Annotated in this window: 19 protein-coding genes; 3 read left to right on the top strand and 16 right to left on the bottom strand. The window is 69.5% G+C overall.

What is annotated here, in order from left to right:
• Window positions 1-343: 343 nt before the first annotated feature.
• Window positions 344-1,849, top strand: coding sequence for a GntP family permease (locus HMPREF0043_RS05950; RefSeq protein ID WP_021602056.1), 1,506 nt, complete (start codon window positions 344-346; stop codon window positions 1,847-1,849).
• A 307-nt stretch (window positions 1,850-2,156) separates the two neighbouring features.
• On the opposite strand, the gene HMPREF0043_RS05945 is transcribed toward HMPREF0043_RS05950, so the two are convergent.
• The 6 genes from HMPREF0043_RS05945 to HMPREF0043_RS05920 form a co-directional block, all read right to left on the bottom strand.
• Window positions 2,157-3,182 carry an L-idonate 5-dehydrogenase gene (locus HMPREF0043_RS05945; protein WP_021602055.1) on the bottom strand — a complete coding sequence of 342 codons (1,026 nt, stop codon included), beginning with the start codon at window positions 3,180-3,182 and terminating at the stop codon, window positions 2,157-2,159.
• Window positions 3,182-4,633, bottom strand: coding sequence for an MFS transporter (locus HMPREF0043_RS05940; protein WP_021602054.1), 1,452 nt, complete (start codon window positions 4,631-4,633; stop codon window positions 3,182-3,184). Before HMPREF0043_RS05940 ends, HMPREF0043_RS05945 begins: the two co-directional genes overlap by 1 nt.
• 141 nt (window positions 4,634-4,774) lie before the next feature.
• The gene (locus HMPREF0043_RS05935; protein ID WP_021602053.1) at window positions 4,775-5,980 is read right to left on the bottom strand and encodes a sugar kinase; all 1,206 of its coding nucleotides are present in this window, start codon (window positions 5,978-5,980) and stop codon (window positions 4,775-4,777) included.
• Complete coding sequence (locus HMPREF0043_RS05930; RefSeq protein WP_021602052.1) at window positions 5,977-6,669, bottom strand: bifunctional 4-hydroxy-2-oxoglutarate aldolase/2-dehydro-3-deoxy-phosphogluconate aldolase; 693 nt, start codon at window positions 6,667-6,669, stop codon at window positions 5,977-5,979. Before HMPREF0043_RS05930 ends, HMPREF0043_RS05935 begins: the two co-directional genes overlap by 4 nt.
• 157 nt (window positions 6,670-6,826) lie before the next feature.
• Entirely contained in the window at window positions 6,827-7,906 is a 1,080-nt protein-coding gene (locus HMPREF0043_RS05925) for a mannonate dehydratase (RefSeq protein WP_021602051.1), read from the bottom strand.
• Complete coding sequence (locus HMPREF0043_RS05920) at window positions 7,903-9,543, bottom strand: mannitol dehydrogenase family protein (RefSeq protein WP_021602050.1); 1,641 nt, start codon at window positions 9,541-9,543, stop codon at window positions 7,903-7,905. The genes HMPREF0043_RS05925 and HMPREF0043_RS05920 overlap by 4 nt, the downstream gene beginning before the upstream one ends.
• Window positions 9,544-9,845: 302 nt before the next feature.
• Here HMPREF0043_RS05920 and HMPREF0043_RS05915 point away from each other — a divergent pair, with 302 nt between their 5' ends.
• On the top strand, window positions 9,846-10,637 hold the full coding sequence (locus HMPREF0043_RS05915; protein WP_021602048.1) for an IclR family transcriptional regulator: 792 nt from the start codon (window positions 9,846-9,848) through the stop codon (window positions 10,635-10,637).
• A gap of 79 nt (window positions 10,638-10,716) precedes the next feature.
• Here the strand turns inward: HMPREF0043_RS05915 and HMPREF0043_RS05910 are convergent, their stop codons facing one another.
• The 7 genes from HMPREF0043_RS05910 to HMPREF0043_RS05885 all read right to left on the bottom strand — a co-directional run bounded on the left by HMPREF0043_RS05910 (window position 10,717) and on the right by HMPREF0043_RS05885 (window position 17,448).
• Window positions 10,717-11,019: a thiamine-binding protein gene (locus HMPREF0043_RS05910; RefSeq protein WP_021602047.1), complete on the bottom strand. Its 303-nt coding sequence runs from the start codon at window positions 11,017-11,019 to the stop codon at window positions 10,717-10,719.
• A gap of 9 nt (window positions 11,020-11,028) precedes the next feature.
• Window positions 11,029-12,111 (bottom strand): class I SAM-dependent methyltransferase, encoded by a 1,083-nt coding sequence (locus HMPREF0043_RS05905; protein ID WP_021602046.1) that lies wholly within the window; start codon window positions 12,109-12,111, stop codon window positions 11,029-11,031.
• Window positions 12,112-12,311: 200 nt separating this feature from the next.
• On the bottom strand, window positions 12,312-12,710 hold the full coding sequence (locus tag HMPREF0043_RS11100) for a hypothetical protein (protein ID WP_021602045.1): 399 nt from the start codon (window positions 12,708-12,710) through the stop codon (window positions 12,312-12,314).
• Between the two features lie 167 nt (window positions 12,711-12,877).
• Window positions 12,878-13,660, bottom strand: coding sequence for a class I fructose-bisphosphate aldolase (locus HMPREF0043_RS05900; RefSeq protein WP_040317970.1), 783 nt, complete (start codon window positions 13,658-13,660; stop codon window positions 12,878-12,880).
• Window positions 13,661-13,967: 307 nt separating this feature from the next.
• Window positions 13,968-15,008, bottom strand: coding sequence for a 2-hydroxyacid dehydrogenase (locus HMPREF0043_RS05895; protein WP_040317974.1), 1,041 nt, complete (start codon window positions 15,006-15,008; stop codon window positions 13,968-13,970).
• Between the two features lie 62 nt (window positions 15,009-15,070).
• Entirely contained in the window at window positions 15,071-15,655 is a 585-nt protein-coding gene (locus HMPREF0043_RS05890) for a glycerol-3-phosphate responsive antiterminator (protein ID WP_021602041.1), read from the bottom strand.
• A 299-nt stretch (window positions 15,656-15,954) separates the two neighbouring features.
• Window positions 15,955-17,448: an FGGY-family carbohydrate kinase gene (locus tag HMPREF0043_RS05885; RefSeq protein ID WP_021602040.1), complete on the bottom strand. Its 1,494-nt coding sequence runs from the start codon at window positions 17,446-17,448 to the stop codon at window positions 15,955-15,957.
• Between the two features lie 584 nt (window positions 17,449-18,032).
• Between HMPREF0043_RS05885 and HMPREF0043_RS05880 the strand changes: the two genes are divergently transcribed.
• Window positions 18,033-19,055 carry an App1 family protein gene (locus HMPREF0043_RS05880; RefSeq protein ID WP_021602038.1) on the top strand — a complete coding sequence of 341 codons (1,023 nt, stop codon included), beginning with the start codon at window positions 18,033-18,035 and terminating at the stop codon, window positions 19,053-19,055.
• A 329-nt stretch (window positions 19,056-19,384) separates the two neighbouring features.
• Here the strand turns inward: HMPREF0043_RS05880 and HMPREF0043_RS05875 are convergent, their stop codons facing one another.
• The 3 genes from HMPREF0043_RS05875 to HMPREF0043_RS05865 form a co-directional block, all read right to left on the bottom strand.
• Window positions 19,385-21,388, bottom strand: coding sequence for an ABC transporter ATP-binding protein (locus HMPREF0043_RS05875; RefSeq protein WP_021602037.1), 2,004 nt, complete (start codon window positions 21,386-21,388; stop codon window positions 19,385-19,387).
• On the bottom strand, window positions 21,385-22,191 hold the full coding sequence (locus tag HMPREF0043_RS05870) for an ABC transporter permease subunit (RefSeq protein WP_232206053.1): 807 nt from the start codon (window positions 22,189-22,191) through the stop codon (window positions 21,385-21,387). The genes HMPREF0043_RS05875 and HMPREF0043_RS05870 overlap by 4 nt, the downstream gene beginning before the upstream one ends.
• Window positions 22,192-22,202: 11 nt before the next feature.
• Window positions 22,203-22,790, bottom strand: a 588-nt coding sequence (locus HMPREF0043_RS05865) for an ABC transporter permease subunit (RefSeq protein WP_021602035.1), incomplete at its 5' end; no start/stop codon positions are given.

The following is a 22,790-nucleotide window of genomic DNA, read 5'->3' as shown; positions in this document are numbered from 1 at the left end:
GGCCGGGCGCCGCGCCAGAGCGCCTTCGCGGGTCCCCCTCGGCGCCGCCGCGTGCCGGGGCCGGAGCGTCGTCAGGCGCCCGTGCCGGAGCGTCGTCGCTGCCATCCTGATCCATGTCCATCGCGATCCATCGTCGAGCCGTCGGCGGTCCGCCGGGGGTCGCAGGGGGCGCCTTGGCGAAACCGAATAAGTAGTACTATTATGTCGATCACAGTCTTGCGAGGCAAAGCCGCCGCGCATCTGCAATCCGAACACGTACACGCCCGAGCTGGACGCGCGGCCCGGGCCGGGAGAGCCCGGCCGGGTCCGCACGCCGCTCCCCGTTCAATGGAGATGACCCGCCATGATCGCCCACCCATTACAGGACTTGGCTTTCTCCCCGCTCAAACTCGATGGAAAAGGCGGAGGGAAAGTCTTCATCAAAGACGGAGAGTGGGTGGGCAAGACATCGCCCGGCCTACTCCTGGCGATCGCCGCCGCGGCGATCGCACTGATCCTCCTGCTCGTCATCGTCTTCAAACTCCACGCATTCCTCACGCTCGTCGTCGTCTCGGTGCTGACCGCGGTGGCCGCCGGGATCTCCACGGACAAGCTCTACGAGACGGTCATGGAGGGCTTCAATTCCACGCTCGGCACAGTCGGCATCCTCGTCGGACTGGGGGCGATGCTCGGCAAACTCGTCGAGGACTCGGGAGGGGCGCAGGCCCTCGCCGACTACATGATCGACAAGTTCGGGGAGAAACGCGCCCCGATGGCCCTCGGCTTCGCCTCCCTCCTCCTGGGCTTCCCCATGTTCTTCGACGCCGGACTGGTGGTCATGCTGCCGATCGTCTTCGCGGTAGCCAGGCGCCTGGGCGGCCCGATCCTCCTCTACGCCTTCCCCACGGCCGTCGCCTTCTCCGTCATGCACGTCTTCGTCCCGCCGCACCCCGGGCCGGTCGCCGCGTCCTCCTTCTACGGGGCGAACCTGGGATACCTCATGATCGTCGGGGTGATCTTCGCCATCCCCACCTTCTACGTCACGGGCGTCCTGTGGGGGCGCTACTGCGCGAGGAAGTTCCCCCACATCGACATCTCCGGGACGATCTTCGGCGGGAAGGCCGAGCCCGTGAAGAACCCGCCCCGGGTGGGAGTCGTGGTCCTCATGCTCCTCCTGCCGATGCTCCTCATCCTCCTGAACACGAGCGTCGACTTCATGACGAAGGCCGGCATGTTCGGCGACTACAAGATCGGCGCGAACTCCAAGCCGGACCTGTCCGGCGTCCACCTGCCCGCGTGGGCCAAGGTATTCACGCTGCTCGGCCAGTCGGGCATCGCGCTGCTCATCGCGGTCCTCATCGCCATCCCCGTCCTCGGATCGCGACGCGGAGCGCACGGATCCGCCTTGGAGAAGCTGCTCGACTCGGCCCTGGGCCCCATCGCCTCGGTCGTCTTCATCACCGGGGCGGGAGGCATGTTCGGCGGGGTGCTGCGGTCCGCCGGCATCGGCGACGCCCTGAAGTTCTTCCTCGACGGCATCGGCATCCCGGTGATCCTGGCCGCCTACATCATCGCCGTCGCGCTGCGCCTGGCCCAAGGCTCGGCGACGGTCGCGCTGACGACCACGGCCAGCCTCATGGCCTCGGGCGTCATGGCGGGCGACTTCAGCGAGCTCCAGGTCATCGCGATCACCCTGGCCACGGCCGCCGGATCGGTGTTCGCCTCGCACGTCAACGACTCGGGCTTCTGGCTGGTGGGCCGGCTCCTGGGCATGGACACCGCCACGACGCTGCGGACCTGGACGATCCAGCAGGCGATCGAATCGCTCATGGTCTTCGCCCTGTCGGCGATGCTGTTCATCGTGGCCTGAGACGCCGCCGCCTCGTCGCCCCGCCGCACGGATGCGCGGCGGGGCGACGCGTCAGCTAGAGGCAAGTCAAGACGTGTCGTCAAGGCATCGGGGCCTCCCGGCGAGCATCCGATACGGGCATGGCGGAAGGCTCGCAGGGCGCGGAGCCCGTCGCAGCCATGGCATCGCACCTTTCGCCGCCCTGGGGCGGCCCGAAAGGAGGGGAGCCCGTTCGGCCCGGTGATCGCCCAGCCGAACGGGCTCCCCTCCTGACGATCGGACTCCCCTGATCCCCCGACTCAGCGCTTCCGATCGGATCGGCGCTTCCTCAGCCGAGCTCGATCAAGACCTTCGAGGATCCCGTCGTCCGGTCGCCCGCGGTCTCGAAGGCCCGCTGGGCCTCGTCGATGCCGAAGGTGTGCGTGATCAGGGGTTCGACGTCGAGTCCGTCGGCCATCGCCTGCACGGCGTCGGTCACTTCGTCGACGAACCGGTAGGATCCGACGTACTCGATCTCGCGGGTGACGAGCTGGCCGAGGGCGACCGGCGCCTCGCCCGCCGGCAGATTGCCGACCTGGACGAACCGGCCTCCGCGCACGACGGCGAGGAAGACGTCGCCCAGGGCGCGCGGTGCGCCGGACGCGTCGAAGGCGACGTCGACGTCCTGCGGCAGCTCTTCGCCGGCCGACCGGTCGACGACTCGGTCGGCGCCCATGCCCGCGGCGACCGCCAGGGCCGGCGCGGACAAGTCGGCCGCCCACACCTCGCCGGCCCCGGCGTGCTTGGCCGCGGCGACGACGAGCGCGCCGATCGGGCCGGCGCCGTTGACCAGGACCCTCTTGCCGGCCACGTTCCCGGCCCGGCCGACGGCGTGGATCGCCACGCCGAGGGGTTCGGCGACGGCGCCGTGGCGGGTCGAGACCGAGTCGGGAAGCGGACGGATCTGCTCGGCCCGCACCACCCGGTAGGTGGAGAATCCGCCCTGTTCGTGGGGGAGGAAGGCCGCCGAGCCGAAGTAGCGAACCTCCGGCCACAGGTTGTCGCGGCCCTCGAGGTGGGCGGGCATGACATGGTCGCCGACCAGGGTCGCCGGATTGAAGGTGACGGCCTGCCCGATCTCCAGGCCTTCGACGCCGTCGCCGATCTGGTCGATCCGCCCGGCCACCTCGTGCCCCAGAACGAGGGGCTCGCGCAGGATGGCCGTGCCCGTGGCCCCGTGCTTCCAGTAGCCGAGGTCGGATCCGCAGATGCCGCCCCATTCCATGGCTACGCGCACCTGCCCGGAGCCGGCCTGCGGGTCCTCGACCTCGACGACGCGCAGGTCGCCGGCTCCGAATACTGTTACTGCTTTCATCACATGGCATCCTTCGGTTCAGTGAGGTCACGGTCTGTGACCTCGGGCATGACGAGTGCGGCGACGAGTGTCGTCCCCGTATAGAAGAACATAAGACAGGCCAGGGGAATCCACGAACCCGAGAAGAGCGTGACCAGCCAGGCGGCGACGAGCGGGCCGAAGCCGGCCGTCAGGAGGTTCGGCAGCTCCTTGGACAGGGCCAGGGCCTCGTAGCGGCGTTGGCCGCCGAACATCTCCGCCATCGTGATGTTCTCAAGGGAGAAGAACGCGAGGACCGTGAGGTTGTGCAGCAGGATGTAGGAGATGTAGAACCACAGGGCCGGCTGGTCGAAGTACTCGACGATCTTGCCGTCCACCTTCGTCGGGACGGTGTGCGTCCCCACCCCGTGGACGATGCCGAGGAAGCACGGGACGATGACGACCATGCCGATCGCGGTTATCGCGCGGTAGACCGTCCGCCGTCCGAACCGGTCGCCGAGCATGCCGACGAGCGGGACCGTGAGGAATCCGAGGATCGAGGAGTAGATGACGATCTGGGTGGCCACCGCCTTGGAGAAGAGGAGGTTCACGGCGAGGAAGGAGACCAGGTAGGTCTGGACCATCCCGGAGTTGCCGGACTGCCCGAAGCGGAGCGCCGAGGCTGCCAGGAAGGCCTTGACGGAGATCCTCTCCGTCGGCTTGGCGATCGGCTTGGCGACCGCGTGCGCGTCGCCGTCGCCGGCCTTGGGCAGCGGCCTGTCGTAGGCCTCCAGGAGCTCCTCCTGGGTCGCCTCGAAGACCGGGGTCTCCTTCAGGTGGAGGCGGATGTAGACGGCCAGGGCCATGACGAGGACGGACCCGACGAAGGGGATGCGCCACCCCCAGTCGATGAGCTGCTGCTCGGAGGTGAACTGAACGAGGAGGAACCAGACGAGGGAGGCGAACAGGGTTCCCGAGTTCGTCCCGAGGGCGACCAACGACGAGATGATCCCGCGCCGCCTGGGCGGGGCGTACTCGGCCAGCATCACCGAGGCTCCGGCGATTTCGGCGCCGGCGCCGAACCCCTGGATGAGGCGGAGGAGGACGAGCAGGATCGGCGCGAACAGGCCGATCTGCTGATAGGTCGGCAGGAAGCCGATGAGGGTGGTCGCCACTCCCATCAGGGCGATGGTGATGTAGAGGACTTTCTTGCGTCCGATGCGGTCGCCGAGCCGTCCGAAGTACCATGCCCCGATGGGCCGGGCGACGTATCCGACGCCGTAGATGGCCATCGCGGACACGACGGCGATGCCGGGGTTGCCTTTGGGGAAGAAGAGCTCCGAGAATACGAGGGCCGCGGCCAGCGAATACAGCTGGAAGTCCATGAACTCGAGGGCCGTTCCGAGCCAGCCGGACATGGCCGCTTTGACGAGGTCCGCCGTCGTGCGCTCGGCAAGTGTCTGCTTCGTCGGCGTAGACACCTTTTCTGACATGTGGTCTCCTTGAGGGTGAAGCCGGGGCGTTCGTCATTGAGTCCCGGCGGGGAGCGTGTGGTCTGCTGCGTGATACGCCGGTCTGGCGTCCGGCGGCGGAGGCGATGGCGCACGCTCGTCGCCATGGCCCCGCCCTGTCGCCTATCTCTGGACTCTGGCACCGCCTCCCTCGACGAGCCGCCTGACCTCTTCCAGGCTGGCCGTCGACGTGTCTCCGGGGGTGGTCATGGCCAGCGCCCCGTGTGCCGCTCCGTATTCCACGGCCGTGCGGACGTCGCCGTACTCCAGGAGCCCGTAGATCAGGCCCGAGGCGAAGGAGTCGCCGCCGCCGACCCGGTCGAGGATCTCCAGCCCGTCGCGCTGGACGGCCTGCGCGAAGCCGCCGTTGCGAGCCCACGCGATGGCGCCCCAGTCGTTGACGGTGGCCGTGCGCACCCGGCGCAGGGTCGTGGCGATCACCTGGAAGCCCGGGTATTCGGCCTGCACCCGTTCGATCATCGCCTTGAACGAGTCGACCGGCAGGGTGGACAGGCTCGCATCGGTGCCTTCGACCTCGAATCCGAGGCTCGCCGTGAAGTCCTCCTCGTTGCCGATCATGACGTCGACGAGACCCGCCAGCTCGCGGTTGACCTCGCGGGCTCTGGCCCGGCCTCCGTTCGATCTCCACAGCGACGGGCGGTAGTTGAGGTCGTAGGAGACGAGTGTGCCGTGGCGCCGGGCCGCCTCCATCGCGGCCCTGGCCACTTCCGCCGAGGCGTCGGAGAGGGCGGCGAAGATCCCGCCCGTGTGGAGCCAGCGCACGCCGAGCTCGCCGAAGAGACGGTCCCAGTCCACGGCGTCGGGCCGCATCTGCGAGACGGCGGTGTGTCCGCGGTCGGAGCAGCCGACGGCTCCGCGGATGCCGAAGCCCCGCTCGGTGAAGTTCAGGCCATTGCGCACGGACCGGCCGACGCCGTCGGAGGGCACCCACTGGACGAACCGAGTGTCGAGGCCGGAGGCGAGCATGAGGTCCTCGACCAGGCGCCCGACTTCGTCGCGGACGAGCGCCGTGACGATCGCCCCGCGCTCGCCGAAGCACCGGCGCAGGCCGCGGGCGACGTTGTACTCGCCGCCCCCCTCGCAGACGGCGAAGCTCCGAGCCGTGCGGATGCGTCCCTCGCCGGGGTCGAGGCGGAGCATGACCTCGCCGAGCGAGACGATGTCATAGGCGCATTCCCCCTCCGGGCGCGGGCTCACCGCGGCGTCCGCCCGGCCTTCCGGGCTCCTGCGGGGGGCGCTCGCGCCTGCCAAGCCCTGCGAAGCGTCCGTCCGGCCCGCCCCGGCCGGCCTTGCCTCGCCGGCGCTCATCGCTCCTCCCCGGCGGGTTGCGCGCCTGCGGCGCCCTCGGCCCGGCGGCTGGCGCGCGCCAGCCGTACGGCGTCGGCCGATAGACGCGTTATCCTCGCCCATTCGCGGTTCCTCACGTCCGCCCGGGAGATCATCCACGAGCCTCCGACACTCCTGACGAAGGGGGCGGCGAGCCATTCGGCGGCGCTGCCGGGGCCGATACCGCCTGTCGGGACGAAGGAGACCTGCGGGAAGGGACCGGCGAAGGCTGTCAGGACGGGCAGGCCGCCCATCGCCTCGGCGGGGAAGAACTTGACGGTGCTCAACCCGCGCCCGAGGATCCGGATGACGTCGGTCGGCGTGGCGCCTCCCGGCAGGAACGGGACGCCGGAGGCCTCGGATACGTCGGCCACCGGATCTGAGAACCCCGGGGAGACGAGGAAGCGCGCACCGCAATCGATCGCGAGCCTGGCCTGATCGGCGTCGAGGACGGTTCCCGCGCCGACCGTCAAGCCCTCGACTGAGCTCATCGCGGCGATCACACGGTCGGCGGCCGGCGTGCGGAAGGTGACCTCCGCGCACCGGATCCCCCCGGCGAGCAGGGCCCGGCCGGCCGGGACGGCGTCGTCCGGGTCGTCGACGACGACGACGGGGACGACGGGGTTGGCGTCGAGCAGGGCGTCGAGCAGCCCGGCACGCGTATCTGCCATGTTTCTTGCTTCTCCTTTGTCTGTGCTGTCCGCGCCCGCCGTCCGGGCCTGGGGCGCTTCCGGGAGGGCGCGTCGATGCCGTCCTCCGCCCGGGCGCAATGGATCGGCGCCGATCCCGGCGGCGTCCGTGCGACCGCGGCGGCGGGCGTGCGCGTTTTCAGGCGCGGGCCTTGAGCTTGGAGACGGCTTCGTAGAGCCCGTTGAGGTAGACGGCGCCCAGGGCGCGGTCGTACAGCGGGTATCCGGGCCGTCCGGTCTCGCCCCAGATCATGCGGCCGTGGTCGGGGCGCACGTAGACGTCGGGGCAGGTGTCGTGGATGGCCTCCACGATGGCCTCCATGTCCAGGCTGCCGTCGCTGGACAGGTGGGCGGCTTCTCGGAAGTGCCTGTCCCCCAGGTGCTTGACGTTGCGGACATGGGCCGCGGCGATGCGGCCGCGCTCGCCGAATTCGCGGAAGATCGCAGGAACGTCGTTGGCCGGGTCGGACCCGAGCGAGCCCGAGCACACGCACAGAGAGTTCGCCTCGGAGTCGACGAGCCGGACGATCCTGTCGAGGTCGTCGCGCGAGTTGCAGATGCGGGGAATGCCGAAGAGCTCCCAGGCGGGGTCGTCGGGGTGGACGGCCATCCGGATGCCCACGCGCTCGCAGGTCGGGATGACGCCCTCCAGGAAGTACCTGTAGTTCTCGCGCAGCTGGTCGGCGGTCATGCCCTCGTACCGGGCGAGGACCTCCTCCAGGAGCGAGAGCCGGTCGGGCTCCCAGCCGGGAAGCGTGAAGCCGCCGGAGTCGCGGGCCGTGCGCTCGACGATCTCCAGCGGCGTCATGCCCTCGACGTCGGCGTGGTTGTAGTACAGGCAGGTGGAGCCGTCCTCGGTCTCGTGGTAGAGCTCCGTGCGCAGCCAGTCGAAGACGGGCATGAAGTTGTAGATGACGACTTCGACGCCGTACTCGGCGAGGTTCTCCAAGGTGGTGCAGTAGTTCGCGATGTACTCGTCGCGCGCTCCGCCGCCGAGTTTGATGTCCTCGTGGACGTTGACGGACTCGATGACCTTGCATTCTAGGCCGGCGGCGTCGGCCTGGCCGACGAGCCCGGCGATCGCGGACCGCTCCCACGCCTCGCCCGCGGCGTACTGGTCGAGGACCCCCATGATGCCCGTCATGCCGGGGATCTGACGGATGTGCCCGAGAGGGATGGGGTCGAATCCCTCTCCGAACCAGCGGAAGGTCATTTTCATTTCTGATCGGTCTCCTCATTCAGGGTTTCGCGCACGGCACCCGGGCCGGCGATCAGCCGGGCGAACAGCGCCTCGACTTTGGCCGCCAGCGGGGTGTCGTAGAGATCGACGGCGAAAATCGCCGGATTGGACAGGATCGGCTCGAGGGCGGCGTGGACCTCCGCCTCACGCGCGCCGTCTCGGGATCCGGTGCGGGCCCCGTCCCCGAGTTCCAGGGACTCGACGTGCTCGCGGAGTTCGTCGAGCAGCGGGTCGGGCGAGAGGGCGAAGGGGTCGCCGTCGTCGGCGACGCCCATGAGGTAGCGGCACCACAGGGCGAAGACGAGCGGCATGGCGGTCAGCGAGTCGAGGTCGAGTCCGCGGTCGATGTACTTCTTGAGCGTCTCGCCGAAGCGGATCGGGAGCTTCTGCGAGGTGTCCATGGCGATCCGTGCGGGGTCGTCGGGCAGGTATCGGTTGGGGAAGCGCACGCGCTCGACTTCCGTGAGGAAATCCGCCGGTGCGACGATCCCCGGGTTCACGACCACCGGCAGCCCTTCGTCCCAGGCGAGACGGTGGACGAGGGCGGCCAGAGCGGGGTCGCGCATCTCCGAGTCGATCGTCGGGAAGCGCAGAAGGCATCCGGCCACCGCGAGCGCGGTGTGGAGGGGGTTGAGGCAGGTCGTGACCTTCATGTGCTCGAAGTCGTCGCACACCCGCCGCTCGACGACGTGGACTCCGAAGTCCTCGAAGGGCGGCCGTTCGGCGGCGAAGGCGTCCTCGACGACGAGGTACTCGGCCGGCTCGCTGTTGACGAAGCCCGCGAGCGGCGTGCTCACAGGCGTCTCGACGCCCATGTCGGAGAACCCGAGGCCGGCCAGGTCGGCGGCGACGGACTCACTGGGCCGGGGCGTGATCTTGTCGATGACGGAGATGGGGAAGGCCACCTTCTCGCGGTCCCTCACCCATTCGGCGAATCCCCTCGGGACGCTTCCGGCCGCCGTCCACCCGTCCACGATCGTCAGGACGGAGTCGCGCAGCTTGTCTCCGTTGTGGCTGAAGTTGTCGCACGACAGGAGGGTGATCGGCGCCCCGCCCGCCTCGTAGCGGTGGAGCAGGAACCCGGCGAGGAGCGCCATGGCGTGGGAGTGCCGGCCGCGCGGGTCGGAGGCGATCTCCTCGGCGACGGCGCCGGTCAGGCGGCCCGCCGAGTCGCGGACCGCGTAGCCCTTCTCGGTGATCGTCAGGCTGACGAGCGCCGCCCGGTCGCTGCGCGCGATCTCGGCGAACCGGAGGGAGTCCTCCTCGCGACGGGTGGCCAGGCCCTCGCACACGCCCGCGATCACGTCCAGGCCGCGGGTGCCGTCCGGGTTGAGGGTCACGCCCAGGGTCATGAGATCGTGGCGAGCCAGCTGCACGTCGAGCTCGACCGGATCGAGGGGGACGACGGCCGTGACGGGCCAGCGGTGGCCGGCCGCCGTCATCTCCTGGGCGAGGCGGGCGATGAAGATGCGGAAGATGTTGCCCGGTCCGATGTGGACCCAGCGCGGATCGAGCCTGCCATCGCGTTGCATCCGCGCCACGTCGAAGGCGGGGAGGCCGATGCCGGCCCGCTCGAACTCCTCACGGGAGGCGAGGCCGCCGATAGTCAGTTCCATGAGATCACCGTTGAACTAAATCATGGAATGTTCAGCTATGTGAAACATTCGTTTATCTGTGTGAGAACATCTTCCACCTGGACGGCGGAAATAGCGAGCGGGCGCCCGGCATTGCGATCCAGATCACAGCAGCGGCGTGCGGGGCTGCGCCGAGCCAGCCCTCGAATCCGTCGTCCCCCGCCAAGGCGAAGGAATCGTCTCCTGCCGAAGCGAGAGGCCAAGCCCCAGGGAGGTTAGGCCAGGGAAGATCGGAAACGAGCCCGAATAGCCCATAGAATCCGCACAGCCCATAGAATGGCCGCATGGGTGCCAACAAACCGCTGGCGAGCGTGGCCCGTGCGCTGCGGATCCTGGAGTTCCTCGCCGTCAACCCGGCCGACGGCGTCCCCCTGACCGCGATCTCCAAGGAGCTCGGCATCAACAAGGCGACGGTCCACAACACCCTCGCCACCCTCCGCGAATACCACTGGGTCGAGCAGGACGAGTCCACCGGGCACTACCGCCTGGGCGAGGGGATCCGCCCCATCGCCAACTACAAGACCACGACCGAGCGCGTCGTCGAGGCCCTGCACCCCGCACTGGCGGCGGTGAGCCTCCGTTTCAACGAACTCGTCCATCTCGGCGCCCTCACAGGGCAGCACATCGTCTACCTCGACAAGGTGGAGCCCGATCGCGCGATCCGCGTCGTCTCCCAGATCGGGCGGGAGGCGTCGGCCGTGCGCACGAGCCTCGGGCGCGCCCTCATCGGCGTCCGCCCCGACCGCGAGGCCGAACTGCCGTGGTTCCTCTCCGACCCCGGCCTGGACGGCGAATCCCCTGCAGGTCTGAAGGAACTGGAGCGGGCCGTCCGGGAGAACTTCGCCCGGCTCGACGAAGAGGGCTGGACGCAGGAGATCGGCGAGTGCGAGCCCGGCATCGCCTGCGTCGCCATCCCCCTGACGATCGGGAAGACCTCGCACGTGGCGATCTCCATCTCGACTCCCATCGAGCGCATGCCCGAAAGCCAGCGGCACGCGTTCGTCGCCGGAATGGCCGAGGAAATCGCCAGACTCCCCCGCACGGCGAAGGCAACGCTGCCCAAGGCGCTGCGGTGACGGCAGGCGGGTGCTACGAGAGGGGCAGAGTGCTGCGGCGATGGCGGGCGGGTGCTGCGGCGATGGCGGACCCGGGAGGCTATGAGTCGAGGATCTTCTCGATCCGCTCGACCTTGGCGGTGAGCTGGCCGGTGTGCCCGGGGCGGATGTCGGCCTTCATGACCAGGCTGATGCGCGGCGTGCGCTCGGCGACGGCGTCGACGCAGCGCTTGACGACGGCCATCACCTCCTCCCATTCTCCCTCGACGGTCGTGAACATGGACGTCGTCTCGTTGGGAAGGCCGGATTCGCGCACGACCCTGACGGCGGCGGCCACAGCCTGCGAGACGGAGCCGTCGGGCTGGTTGGATGTCTGCGGGGAGATGGAAAACGCGAGGAGCATGTCACCAGGCTAGCCGACTTCTCGCGCCCGCCCCGCCGGGCCGTCAGCCGACGGGCCGGCAGAGCCATCAGCCGGCGATCCACCAGCGGGCGAGCCGTCAATCGATCCGCCAGAGGGCGAGCCGGCGGTGGATGGACTGGCAGTGGAGCCGCCAGCGAGCGAGTCGGCAGAGGGCGAGTCGCCAGCGGATGAACCGGCAGCCGGCCGGTGCGCGGCGACGAGCAGCTGGAGCGGGAGCACCTCACGCATCGCCGGATCGGCGAAGCGGTAGCCGCCCTCGCAGGGCTCCATGAGGTCCGGCCAGCGGCACCAGGCGGAGACGCGTGTTTCGGCGACCTCGTCGAGGACGAGCCCGGCGCGGAGGACGGCCGTGAGGATCTCCCCCACCGCGTGATTCCACTGGTGGTTGCGGGTGCGGGCGATCGGCGGAGTCCCGTCGGGCACGGCGACGTAGGATCCGTCGTCCTCCCAAGTCATGGGCTCGGCCTGCTGGAAATAGGGCTCGTGCAGGGTGAGCCCGTGGGCGACGTCGTCCCCCACGGCCATGAAGGCGGGGTGATCGTCGCGCAGCAGCAGGCGGCCTCCGGGGCGCAGGAGGGAGGCGACGACACGAGCCCATGCTTCGATGTCCGGCAGCCAGCACAGAACGCCGAGGGTGGTGTAGACGAGGTCGAAGGAGCCCGCGACGGCGGTGCGGGCGTCGTAGACGTTGGCCTCGACCAGCTCGACGTCGGCCCCGGCTCGCGCGGCCAGGCTGCGGGCCCGGCGGAGCGACTCCGGCGAGATGTCGAGGCCGACGACGCGCGCCGCCCCCAGCCGCGACAGGGAGACGGTGTCCAGGCCCAGGTGGCACTGGAGGTGGATGACGTCGAGGCCTGCCAGATCCCCGAGGCGCCCGGCGTCCTGGGAGACCTCCTGGGTGATGGCGTCGGGTGAGGCGAGGAGTTCGGCGATGCCGTAGCCGCTGGCCTCGTGAAAGGCGGCGCGGTCATCCCAGTTGGCGCGGTTCTCCGCGAAATGGGCGGTGTGATCGGCAACGCTGGCGGTGCGATCATCCGGGTGCGGCGTCTTAGGGTTCGGCTGGGGCGTCATAGAGGGAGCGTAGCAGGGGATTCCGCTGGACCCACGCGATCAGCCCATCGGTTGTCTCAAGCAGACGGCCCCTGCGTCCGGTCGCTGCGGCCGGCCCTTTGCCCCAGCTTCCTGACCCGAGCAGTCGGGGCGGACAGATGGCTTGGGCGGGCCGGCTCCTTGCCCTCGTCGCCCGGTGAAACCTCGACTGTAGGCAGATTTCACCGGATGACGAGCAGCCCGACCGTGAGTTTCACCGGTCGCCCGCCAAGTGAAGTAAGTTTCACCGGGCAACGCAGCGGATGGCCCGACGAACAACGCGGCTGCCGGGTCGATAGGCCAATTGGCTGGGCGAACAACCCCGATGATCGACTGGCTGACGGCACCAACTGGCCGATGGCCGGGCCGTTCGGCATCCGATCCCGTTCGCGACAGGGCGGATGCCGAACGCTGAGCCCGGCCGTCGCATAGCATTCGGCCGTTTTGTACGGCGGCAGCGAACCGACCGACGAACCGACTGCGGCAGCGGCGGAACAGGGCGAGCCGCTCACCACGGCGGCGAGCCGAGACAGCAGCCGCCAGCCGCGACGACGAACTGGAACAAGGATGCTCGTCACCATCGCCGCCGCTCCGCCGCAGCCACCCGCCGCATCAGGCCGGTCCGCCACGGCAACCAACCGCGAATGCGGAGTCGGCAGCCGCCACTCGTGGACGAAAAGCCGCCCCCGCCCGCGGACGGGGCGGGACAGCTTGCCGCGGAAGCCATGTACGTCGTCGGCGCGACCCGCTACCCGTGGACGATGCGGGACAGTTCCCTCATCGCCCCCTCCATGTCCGGAACCTGCCAGGCGTTCCGCCCGAAAATCAGGCCCTTGGCGCCGCTGGCGATGGCGCCGCGCGCGGCCGCGGCGACCTCCTCCGGCGAAGCCGCCGCGCCGCCCAGGGTGAGGACGGGGATGTTCCCCGCTTCCTCGATCATCACGCGCTCGGCCTCCTCGTCGCCGACGAACTCCGTCTTGAGGGCGTCGGCGCCGAGCTCGGCGGCGATCCGGCACATCTGGCGCAGCAGCTGATGGTCCTTCTTGTCGCTCATCCGCGACCCCCAGAGGGTCGCCTCGACGATCACGGGCAGGCCGACGGCGTGGGCCTGGTGAACGGTGCGGGCCACGTTCTCGATGTTCTCGGCGAACATCCTGCCTTCCGCGGGCCACCCGATGATGTACGTGCACAGGGCGGACGCCCCCAGGGCGAGCGCCTCGCCGGGTGTGATGAGGGAGCGGTACTGCTCTCCCAGCTCCGACTGCATCCTCTTGTCGAGGGTGGTCCAGTCCGCTCGGACGATCGCCGCGGGAGCCTGCCGGTGGGAGAAGAGGTGCTGGGACTGGGACAGCATCCCCGCGGTCAGCAGGATCCCCTCGGGCCCTCCGGCGATGATCCTCTCAAGCAGGTCGACTGGATTCCCCAGCCCCTCCGGGATCGGAAGCGCCTGCCCGTGGTCGAAGGCCACGACGAACGCCCGCCCCGATTCCCTGTCGAAGAGCTGGCCCATTCGCATCGATACGCCTGACATTCATTTCTCCTTGTTTATTTTTAGTGGATTTTTATAATGGGTGGATTCTTATAGTGGAAGGTTTTTGACGGGCCTCGCCCGTTTTCCTTGACGGTGGCCTCGCCCGTGCGCAGACGCGTCGGCGACCTCACGCACTCCTCGGCGGCCCAGGCACGCAACGGCCACGCCCGCGCACCCGCCGGCTGCCTTCCGCATGCTCTTCGACGGCGATCGCGCCCGCACCGGCGCACGCCCGTCATGCGCGGCGATCGACGGATCGACTAAGCCGATATCGAGCGCACCAGGGCACATCAGCGGCCGGCGTCCGTTATGCACGGCGATTGATCAGTTCCTCGCCTTTCAGGTAGGCCTCCAGGTCTTCGTAGCCGATCTCCACCGACGTCTGCATCGTATCGGCGGAGGTCCCCGCCAGATGCGAGACGAGGGTGACGTTGTCGAGGCTCAGGTAGGGGTGGTCCGTGCCGATGGGCTCCTCGGCGTACACGTCTATGGCCGCTCCCCCGATCCGGTGGCCGCGCAGGGCGTCCACCAGCGCCTCCTCGTCGACGAGGTCCGCGCGGGCGGTGTTGACGAGGTACGCGGTCGGCTTCATGCGCCGGAGCGCCTCGGCGTCGATCATGTGGTGGGTGTCGCTGGAGATCCGCATGTGCAGGGAGACGAAGTCGGAGGCTTCGAGCAGGCTCTCCAGGGAGTCGGCCACGTCCACGCCGTGCGCCTCGATCTCCTTCGCGTCGACGTAGGGGTCGAAGACGACGACGCGGCACTCGAAGCCGCTGAGCCGCTTGGCGACGCGGGAGCCGATGAAGCCGAACCCGACGAGGCCGACGGTGCATTTCCTCATGTCTCGTATGAACGGCTGGTTGGGATACCTCTTCACCCACTTGCCCTCCTTCAGGAAGTGGTGGCTGCGCGCGATGTTCTTGTTCTCGGCGATCATCATCCCGACGGTGAAGTCGGCCACCGCGTTGGCCGACCGCCAGGGCGCGTTCGTCAACCGGATCCCCTTGGACTTCAGGTACTCCACGTCGGCGTTCTCGTATCCTCCTCTCAGCACGCACACGAGTTTCAGGTTCGGGGCCGCGTCGATGACCTCTCGGTTCACGGAGGCGACGTGGACCACTATCACGTCCGCCTCGGCGCAGTTCGCCAGGAGCTCCGGACACGTCGGGGCCGCGTCGATCCCCGCCCGCTCGATCACGCCCATGCGGTCGGTTATCTCCGCCATGGACGTCATCTGGGAGTCCTCGACGATCGTCACCTCCGCGTCGTAGCTCTCCAGCTCTTTCAGCGCGGACATCATCGCGGGGGTGATCCCGCCGTCCGCCACACACAGAATTCTCGTTGTCATAGTGGCCTTCCTGCCTTTCATAAGGGAATCCGAGGGACTCCGAGTATTGACAATGACTTCCGTCAAGCCGCCGGGCCCGGCGGCCACAGGCTCTGTTCGCTGGTGGTGACCCCGGAGAAGCCGGCGGCGAACAGGGAGCTCGCGACTTCCCGGCTGTTGACGAATCCGCCGGCGATGACGGGCCTGTCGCCCGCCTCGTCGATCAGGGGCGCCCCCTGCGCCAGGGCGGCCGGGCCGGGGACGAGCTCGAAGCCGTCGCACAGGGAATGGGCGGCCTGGACGACCGCGGTCTCCAAGGCGCGCGAGTCGAGCAGGAAGAACCTCCAGTACACGGACATGCCCGCCTGCTGGGCCAGTCGGGCGGTGGCGGCCGAGCCGGTGAAGATGCCGTCGACCCCTATGTCCTTCGCCAGGATGGTCAGCCCCAGTTTATCGGCGCGCAGGCCCTCCATGAGGTCCGGGCGGACGAGGATCGCCTTGCCCGCCTCGTGGCAGCGGTCGGCGAGCGCGTGGACGTTGCCGATGTGGGCGTCGGTCAGCAGGACGGCGGGCGCGTCGGCCTCGAGCGCCCTGTCGAGGGCGGCGAGGCGGTGGACCGAAGGGATCACCGTCGCCGAGCCCGTGGGGACGATTGGCTTGTCGGGCATTCTTCCTCTCCTTTCCTCTCTCGTTTCCTTTCGTTCGCCGGGCCCGTTCCCGAGCCGGTTCCCCGGGGCCGGGCCTCCAACCTCCCGGCTCTATCCGAGGCCAGCCAAGGCCGGTCCGCCGGGGCCCTCACCCTGTCCGGCCGGCCGCTCGCCCGGCCGCCCCAGCCGCCGAGTCCTGGTCGTATCCGGGCCTCAATCGTCGAAGCCCGGGCGCCGGGCCCTAGCCTCGCCGCCTCGTCCGGGCCCCGGCCGCGTCCGGACCTCAATCGCTGGGCCGCGGCCGACACCGGGCTCCGCCGTCAGAACCGATCGACCGTCTCCTTCCACGCGGCGTAGCGCTTCTGGAACAGCCCTTCCCTCTGCCCGTCCGGGCGGATCTCCTCGCCGCCCGTCACCATCGTCGAAGCGGCCTCGCGGACCGACGGGTAGACGCCGGCGCCGACGGCCGCCACGATGACCGCGCCGAGAATCCCGGACTGCGGGGCGTTCACCGTTTCGAGGGGCAGCGCGAGAACGTCGGCGAACATCTGCGTCCACGGCGCCGAATTGGTGACGCCGCCCGTGATGCGCGCGGGAGAGAGCAGGTCCGCGTAGCCGCGCAGCCGCTGGACGTGCTCGCGGTGGGAGAAGGCCACGCCCTCGTACAGCGAGTACAGCAGCTGCTCCAGGCCGTCGGCGTTCGACAGCGAGAACCAGCCTCCGAGCGCGTTCGGGTGCAGGTTGGAGCCGTAGAGGTAGGGCATGAAGCCGACGTCACGCGGCTCGACGTCGCCCGAGAAGACGATGTCATTGCACCATTCGTACACGTCCTGCGACTCGGCCTGCGCGAAGCCGGGGGTTCGCTTCAGGACGCGGTTGACCAGCCAGTCCAGGCTCGCGGCGGACGTGGGCGAGGCCTCCATGATCAGATAGCGGTCGTCGAACGGCGCGAGCGAGGTCATGAACAGGTCGGGGTCCACAACGGGTTCGGGCGCGAAGAACTCGTTGATGGACCACGTGCCGGTGATGATGGCGGGCTGGTAGTCCTCCACGGCCCCGCATCCGATCGCCGACGCCGAGATGTCCGATATCCCGCCGAAGACGGGGGTTCCCTCTTTCAGCCCGGTGTAGTCGGCGACCTCCTTGAGGACGCCGCCCACCACCTCGTTGGATCCGACGAGGTCGGGCAGCTTCCCCTCCCAGTCCCCCACACCGAGCTCCTTGAAGTTCTCGGTGGTGAGCCGGCGAGTGCGCATGTCCAGCAAGTTGGTGCACGAGGCGTCCGTGATCTCCAGGCCGAGCCTGCCGGTGAGTTTGAACCGGATGTAGTCCTTGATCATCAGGATCGAATGCGTCCGGCGCATCGACTCCGGCTCGTTCTCGGCGAGATGGGCCAGGAGGGCGATGGGAGCCCCGGTGAAGATCTGCTGCATCGTCGAATCGAGGTACAGCGCGTTGTATCGGTCGCCCTCGCTCCATCGCTCGACGAGCTTCGCGGCCCTGCTGTCGTTCGAGACGATCCCGTTGCGCACCGGGTCGCCCTGTCCGTCGACGAGATAGACGCCGTTGCCGTGTCCTGTGCAGGTGATCCCCAGAATATCGGCGGGGTCCACGCCGCTGACCTGGACGATCTGCCGCATGGCGTCCAGATTGGACTTCCACAGCAGATCCATGTTCCGTTCGCTCCATCCGGCCTTCACGGCTTCGGAGGGCACCGGCGTGGACGCCACGGAGACCATCGTCCCGTCGACGTCGTAGATGGCGGCCTTCGACACTGAACCGCCATTGTCGATTCCCAGTAAGAATCGCCCCATTGCAACTCTCCAATCGGTTTCGAGCACAAAAAATGCTCGTTTTCTACCCCACGGAGTGGCGGGAAAACGAGCACACATTTGGCACAAGCTCAGAAGTTTTCTGTTGTGCGGACGATTGTAGCCCTGCCCGCCCGACGGGTCAAGGGAACTGTAGGCCCGTCCAGGGGGGGCCGAGTTGCCGAGGGATCTGTGGGCCCGAAGGGATCTGCAGGCCCGCCTGCTCAACGACTCGAGGGATCGCATTCGTTGAGCCGCTTCTACAACCGGCCTTATCGCCCGGTGAAACCTCGGTCGCTGTCTCTCGTCGCCCGGTGAAACCCCGGTTGCAGGCAGATTTCACCGGTAAAGCGACCGGTGAAATCAACAAAAGATGAGTTCCACCGGATGACGAGCAGCCCGACCGTGAGTTTCACCGGGCAGCTGTCAAGCCGACGAGTAAACCCATCAGGCCGACGGGCGAAACGCTCACGAGCCAGGCTCGCTAAACCCGCGCCCAAGGATCGCCAACTCGCGCGCCCCGACTCACGCCCAAAGCCCGCCAACCCATGCGCTAGGCTAGCCGACTCGTAAGTTAGGCTTGCCGGATGGGATTAGCAGATCTCGTCCGCCGATTCGAGCAGGAATACAACCGCCGAGGCATCGTCCGCCTGCGCAAGCGAGGCTGGAAGCCGAAGATACTGCCCTACACGGGATACGGCTCGGACTCCCTGCGCGTCCTCGCGCGAGCCGTCATGGCGGCTCCCGACGAGGCAGACTCCGCGCGAAGCCTGATCCCCGAGCGGGCACAGCGCGGCTGGCACCAGTTCTTCACGACTCAGGTCGGCTATCTGCCCGTGACAGTGTCCATCGGCGGCACGACGATCGAGACCCACACCGACGCCTCCGGCTACATCGACCTCCTCGTCGAGGGCCACGGGCTCGAGCCGGGCGTGCACGAAGCCCTCATCACGCCCGTCGCGGGTGCGGGGGCGCGGGCGCCCGTCGTCATCGTCGATCCGGGCGTTCGCACGGGGATCGTCTCCGACGTCGACGACACGATCGTGGTCACCTGGCTTCCGCGTCCGTTCCTGGCGGCGTGGAACTCCTTCGTCCGCCGCACCAACGCCCGGCAAGCCGTCCCCGGGATGGCCGAGTTCTACGCCGCGCTGCTCGACGATCCCGCAGACCCCGTGTTCTACCTGTCGACGGGGGCCTGGAACACGGCGCCGACGCTCGAGGACTTCATACGCGCCAACGGGTTCCCCGCCGGCCCGCTCCTCCTGACCGACTGGGGGCCGACGCCGACCGGCCTCTTCCGCTCAGGCCAGGAGCACAAGAAGACCCAGCTGCGCAACCTCCTCATCGCCTTCCCCGACATCCGGTGGATCCTCGTCGGCGACGACGGCCAACACGACCCGTACGTCTACGCCGACCTCGCCCGCGAGCACCCTTCGCGAGTGGCGGGAATCGCCATTCGCGAGCTGGACGCGGTCGAGCAAGTCCTCTCCCACGGCGTCCCGATCCAGCGCGAGGCGCCGAGCGCCGGGCGGGCCTGGGCCGACGTGCCGACGGTGCGCGGCCACGACGGGTACGAGCTGCTCGCCAGGTGGCGGGGCGAAGGCGGATAAGCGGAGCCATGGCTTCGTTCGCCCGGTAGACTACGCCCAGACACCGCCTCCCTCTGTCGGCTTCCGGGCCGTCATGGAGCGGTTTTCCTATGCCCATTTTCCCGTGCGCGGAGAAGCCGAGACAGGCGAAGCGGAAAGACGGCATCCCGCAGTAGGTCGACTCCGGACGACGGCGACAGCCCGGTAGCCCCGGTAACGAGGGAATCCAACGCGTGGCAATAGGTGTGCGAAATGACGCAGGGTGACAGCCTGATGACGGAGGAATCGGTGACCGTGACAGCCCGGCGACGAGGGAATGCCGGCGGCGGTCGAGAACAGCCGGGGCCCGCTCACCCCAGTGGGATCTCGCGGTCGCACAGGGACTTGACGACGGCCCGGTCGTGGGTGATGACGAGCATCGCCACCCGCGGCTTGAGCGTCCGGAGGAGCTCGCATATCTCGTCCCGCGCGACGGAGTCGAGGTTGGCGGTGACTTCGTCCAGGATCATCACCTTCGCCCCGCCCGCGAGCGCCCGCGCCAGGGCGAAACGCTGGAGCTGGCCTCCCGAGAGCTGGGAGGGATACCGGCTCTCCCAGCCGTCGGGAAGGCCGACGAGGCGTGCGCACTCCTCGACGCCGAGCCCGGCAGTCTTCCCTTCGGCGCCGAGCCCGGCGGCCGCCTTACCGCCCGCCCCCTCGACGGATCGCCTCCCGACGGGGGCCGGCCGCTCACCGGATCCCGTCCGTTCAACAGGTCTCGGCCGCTCAACGGGCGCCGCTCCCTCAGCTACTCCCCCGTCGGGCGCGGGCCGCTTCGCGTTCGCGCCGCGGGGGATCCGGCGTGCGGCCGCGCGCCGGAGGGACCGGCCCAAGGTCATGGCCGGGTTCACCGACGTCGCCGGATCTTGCGGAACCCAGGCGAACGCTCCGCGCCTGTCCTTCGGCACATCCGCCAGGCGGGCGGGCATGGGCGCGCCGTCCAGAAGGACCTGACCGGCGCGTCGCTCCCACAGGCCGACGAGGGTGCGGGCGACGGTCGACTTGCCGCTGCCCGAGGGCCCCGTCAGGGCGAGGGCTTCGCCTTCACGGAGGCGGAAGCCGAAGCCGCTTACGGGCGGCGCGGCCAGACCGGGAGCGGCGGCCGTCAGGTCCTTCACCTCCAGAAGGGGGACCCGTTCCTCCGCTTCCAGCTTCTCTGCGTCGGTGAGGGGGCGGTCGCCGAGGTCCTTGCAGCACGTCGGGCTGCCCGGCTCTTTCGTGTCGGGAAGGGGGACTCGATCGCCCTGAGGTTCGTCGGGCACGGCGGCGGGGGCGAGCCCGGGGGCGGAGGCGTGGGAATCGCTCTGCGCGCCCTCTGCAGGCGCTTCGCCCTCCGCCGTGGGAACGGGTGCGGGAGCGGAGACGAAGGAAACGGCCCCGGAGAGGCCGGCAGAGGCGGACGCGGAGGTCGAGGCCGGCCGGGGGGCGCCGTCGCGCATGACGAGTGTGCGGTCGGCCAGGCGGGCCGCGACGCCGGGGTCGTGGGTGATGACGATGAGGCTCGCCCGAAGCTCGGCCGCGAGGACGGCGACGTGTTCGACGACGGCGTCTCTGGCGGCCTCGTCCAGGCCGGCGGTGGGCTCGTCGAGGACGAGGATGCCGGGCCGTGCCAGCAGGACCCGCGCGAGCGCGATGCGGCGGCGCTGACCGCCGGAGACTTCGGCGGGGAACCGCCTGAGGAATCGCCGGTCGGCGGGCAGGCCGAACAGTTCCAGGGCGTGGGCGCGGGCGCCGGCGTCGGCCTCGACTCCGGAGTTCTCGGCGAGTTCGCCCACGAGCCGCCCGATCCTGTGGGTGGGGGTCAGCGCGCTGGCCGGGTCCTGGCACAGGCGGCCGATGGATCGGCGGACCGCCATGAGGGCCTTTCGCCCCACCGGCCGTCCGCCGCGGATGACGGGCCGGCCGGCGACGGCGACCTCGCCGCCTCCCAGGGACAGGCCCGGCGCGATATGGCCGAGCAGCGCGAGCGACAGGGTCGTCTTGCCGCTGCCGGATTCGCCGACCAGCGCGACGCGCTCGCCGCGGCCGAGCTCCAGGCCGACGTCGTCGAGGATGGGCCGCTCGCCCGCGGACACGCTCAGCCCCCGGATCCGGACGGCCGGCGAGCCCTCCTCGCCGCCCCGGGTCGCATCGTCCCGATCCGCGCCATCGCGTCGTCTCGCCTCCGCGGCGCTGCCCCGACTAGCCTCCCCGGCCTCGCGACTCGCCTCTTCGGCGCCGCCTCGGCCTTCCGCCGCCTCGACCGGCTCCTGCCGGGCCGCCTCCGCAGCGTCCGAGCCCTCCGGCGTGCGCGACCGCGCGTCGTTCCGCTTCATCGTTTCCTCTCCGTCCCATCCGTGCCATGCTTCTCCGCCGTCGCGCCGGTTTCGTCCACGAGGAGGCTGAGCGGAACCGTCAACGCGACGATGGCCGCCACCGGCGCCAGGCACGCCCACGGGTTGAGCGGCAGCCCGGGCAGATTCTCGGAGACCATGGTCGACCACTCGAATCCGGAGTCCGCCTCGCCGGCTCCCAGGAAGGACACCGTGGCCATGAGGTAGACGGCGGAGATGAAGCCGAGGCCGCATTCGGTGAGGATCGGGCGGGCCAGGACGGGGACGATCTCCCTCGCGCACACCGTGGGGAGCCGGTCGCCGGCCACCCGGGCCTGCTCGGCGAACCCGGTGGACAGCAGGGGTTCGGCCGCCGCCTGGTAGTAGCGGGTGGCGAAGGGCAGGTTCAGGACGACGACCACCGGGATGGCGGCCACGAGCGAGGAGCCCGTCGTCCTGAAGGCGATGAGCGCGACGACGACCATCGGCACGATGAGCAGGACGTCGAGGCCGAACCTGACCAGGGCGACGGCCCTGCCGCCGACCGCCATCCACATGCCCACGGCCAGGGCGAGCGCCTGCGAGAGAACGACGGCGAGCGCCGCCGTGAGGACGAGGGCCTGGCCGCCGGCCAGGAGCTGGGGGGCCACGGGACGGCCGAGGTAGTCGTAGCCCAGGCCCATCGGGCCGCCCGTGGCGTAGGCGAACGCCGAACTGGACGAGCCGTCCCCCACCGAGTCGGCGGCGAAGGGGCCGAGGAGCGTCGCGGCGACGACCAGGGTCACCACGGCGGATCGGATTCTCAACGACCGGCGCATCACACCACCGCCACCACGCGTTGGTTCCTCCGCCCGGCGAGGTCGGCGAGCGTGAAGGCGACGGCCGCGGCGAGCATGAGCACCGTCCCTATGGCCATGACCGTCGGCGCCTCCCGGTCCGTCACCGCCGTGACGAGGGTGTAGCCGAGCCCCGGGTAGGAGACGACCACTTCGATCACCACCGTCCCTCCGAGCAGGTAGGGGACGGTCTGGGCGAACAGCTGCCCGATCCCGTACGCGGCCGAGGGCAGGAGATGCGCGAGGAGCACGCGCCGCCGGGGCATCCCCGCCAGCTCCGCCTCCACCACGTAGGCGGCCCGGGAGTGGGCGGCGATGAGCGCCCTGGCGCGGCGGAAGAGGAAGGCCGAGCACACGATCCACAGGCACAGACTCGGCATCGCCAGGACGATCGGACGCTCCCACACCGTCTGGCCGCCTCCCGGGGTGGACAGCACGGGGAGCCACCCCAGCCAGTGGCAGAGGATCGCGCTGGCGACGATCGCCGTGACGAACTCGGGCACGGCGACGACGCCGAGCGCAGCGGCGGCCGCGCCTCGGGATGCGCGGGCGCGGGGCCGGGCCCCGGC

Origin of the sequence: Actinobaculum sp. oral taxon 183 str. F0552, from assembly GCF_000466165.1 — a bacterium.
Lineage (GTDB): Bacteria > Actinomycetota > Actinomycetes > Actinomycetales > Actinomycetaceae > Peptidiphaga.
The sequence above is the reverse complement of the archived record's forward strand: the minus strand, read 5'-3'. Positions and strand labels throughout refer to the sequence as shown.

Coding starts and splice junctions, on each gene's coding strand:
- HMPREF0043_RS05950 (WP_021602056.1), top strand. CDS start 344: ATGATCGCCCACCCATTACAGGACTTGGCTTTCTCCCCGCTCAAACTC.
- HMPREF0043_RS05945 (WP_021602055.1), bottom strand. CDS start 3,182: ATGAAAGCAGTAACAGTATTCGGAGCCGGCGACCTGCGCGTCGTCGAG.
- HMPREF0043_RS05940 (WP_021602054.1), bottom strand. CDS start 4,633: ATGTCAGAAAAGGTGTCTACGCCGACGAAGCAGACACTTGCCGAGCGC.
- HMPREF0043_RS05935 (WP_021602053.1), bottom strand. CDS start 5,980: ATGAGCGCCGGCGAGGCAAGGCCGGCCGGGGCGGGCCGGACGGACGCT.
- HMPREF0043_RS05930 (WP_021602052.1), bottom strand. CDS start 6,669: ATGGCAGATACGCGTGCCGGGCTGCTCGACGCCCTGCTCGACGCCAAC.
- HMPREF0043_RS05925 (WP_021602051.1), bottom strand. CDS start 7,906: ATGAAAATGACCTTCCGCTGGTTCGGAGAGGGATTCGACCCCATCCCT.
- HMPREF0043_RS05920 (WP_021602050.1), bottom strand. CDS start 9,543: ATGGAACTGACTATCGGCGGCCTCGCCTCCCGTGAGGAGTTCGAGCGG.
- HMPREF0043_RS05915 (WP_021602048.1), top strand. CDS start 9,846: ATGGGTGCCAACAAACCGCTGGCGAGCGTGGCCCGTGCGCTGCGGATC.
- HMPREF0043_RS05910 (WP_021602047.1), bottom strand. CDS start 11,019: ATGCTCCTCGCGTTTTCCATCTCCCCGCAGACATCCAACCAGCCCGAC.
- HMPREF0043_RS05905 (WP_021602046.1), bottom strand. CDS start 12,111: ATGACGCCCCAGCCGAACCCTAAGACGCCGCACCCGGATGATCGCACC.
- HMPREF0043_RS11100 (WP_021602045.1), bottom strand. CDS start 12,710: ATGGTGACGAGCATCCTTGTTCCAGTTCGTCGTCGCGGCTGGCGGCTG.
- HMPREF0043_RS05900 (WP_040317970.1), bottom strand. CDS start 13,660: ATGTCAGGCGTATCGATGCGAATGGGCCAGCTCTTCGACAGGGAATCG.
- HMPREF0043_RS05895 (WP_040317974.1), bottom strand. CDS start 15,008: ATGACAACGAGAATTCTGTGTGTGGCGGACGGCGGGATCACCCCCGCG.
- HMPREF0043_RS05890 (WP_021602041.1), bottom strand. CDS start 15,655: ATGCCCGACAAGCCAATCGTCCCCACGGGCTCGGCGACGGTGATCCCT.
- HMPREF0043_RS05885 (WP_021602040.1), bottom strand. CDS start 17,448: ATGGGGCGATTCTTACTGGGAATCGACAATGGCGGTTCAGTGTCGAAG.
- HMPREF0043_RS05880 (WP_021602038.1), top strand. CDS start 18,033: ATGGGATTAGCAGATCTCGTCCGCCGATTCGAGCAGGAATACAACCGC.
- HMPREF0043_RS05875 (WP_021602037.1), bottom strand. CDS start 21,388: ATGAAGCGGAACGACGCGCGGTCGCGCACGCCGGAGGGCTCGGACGCT.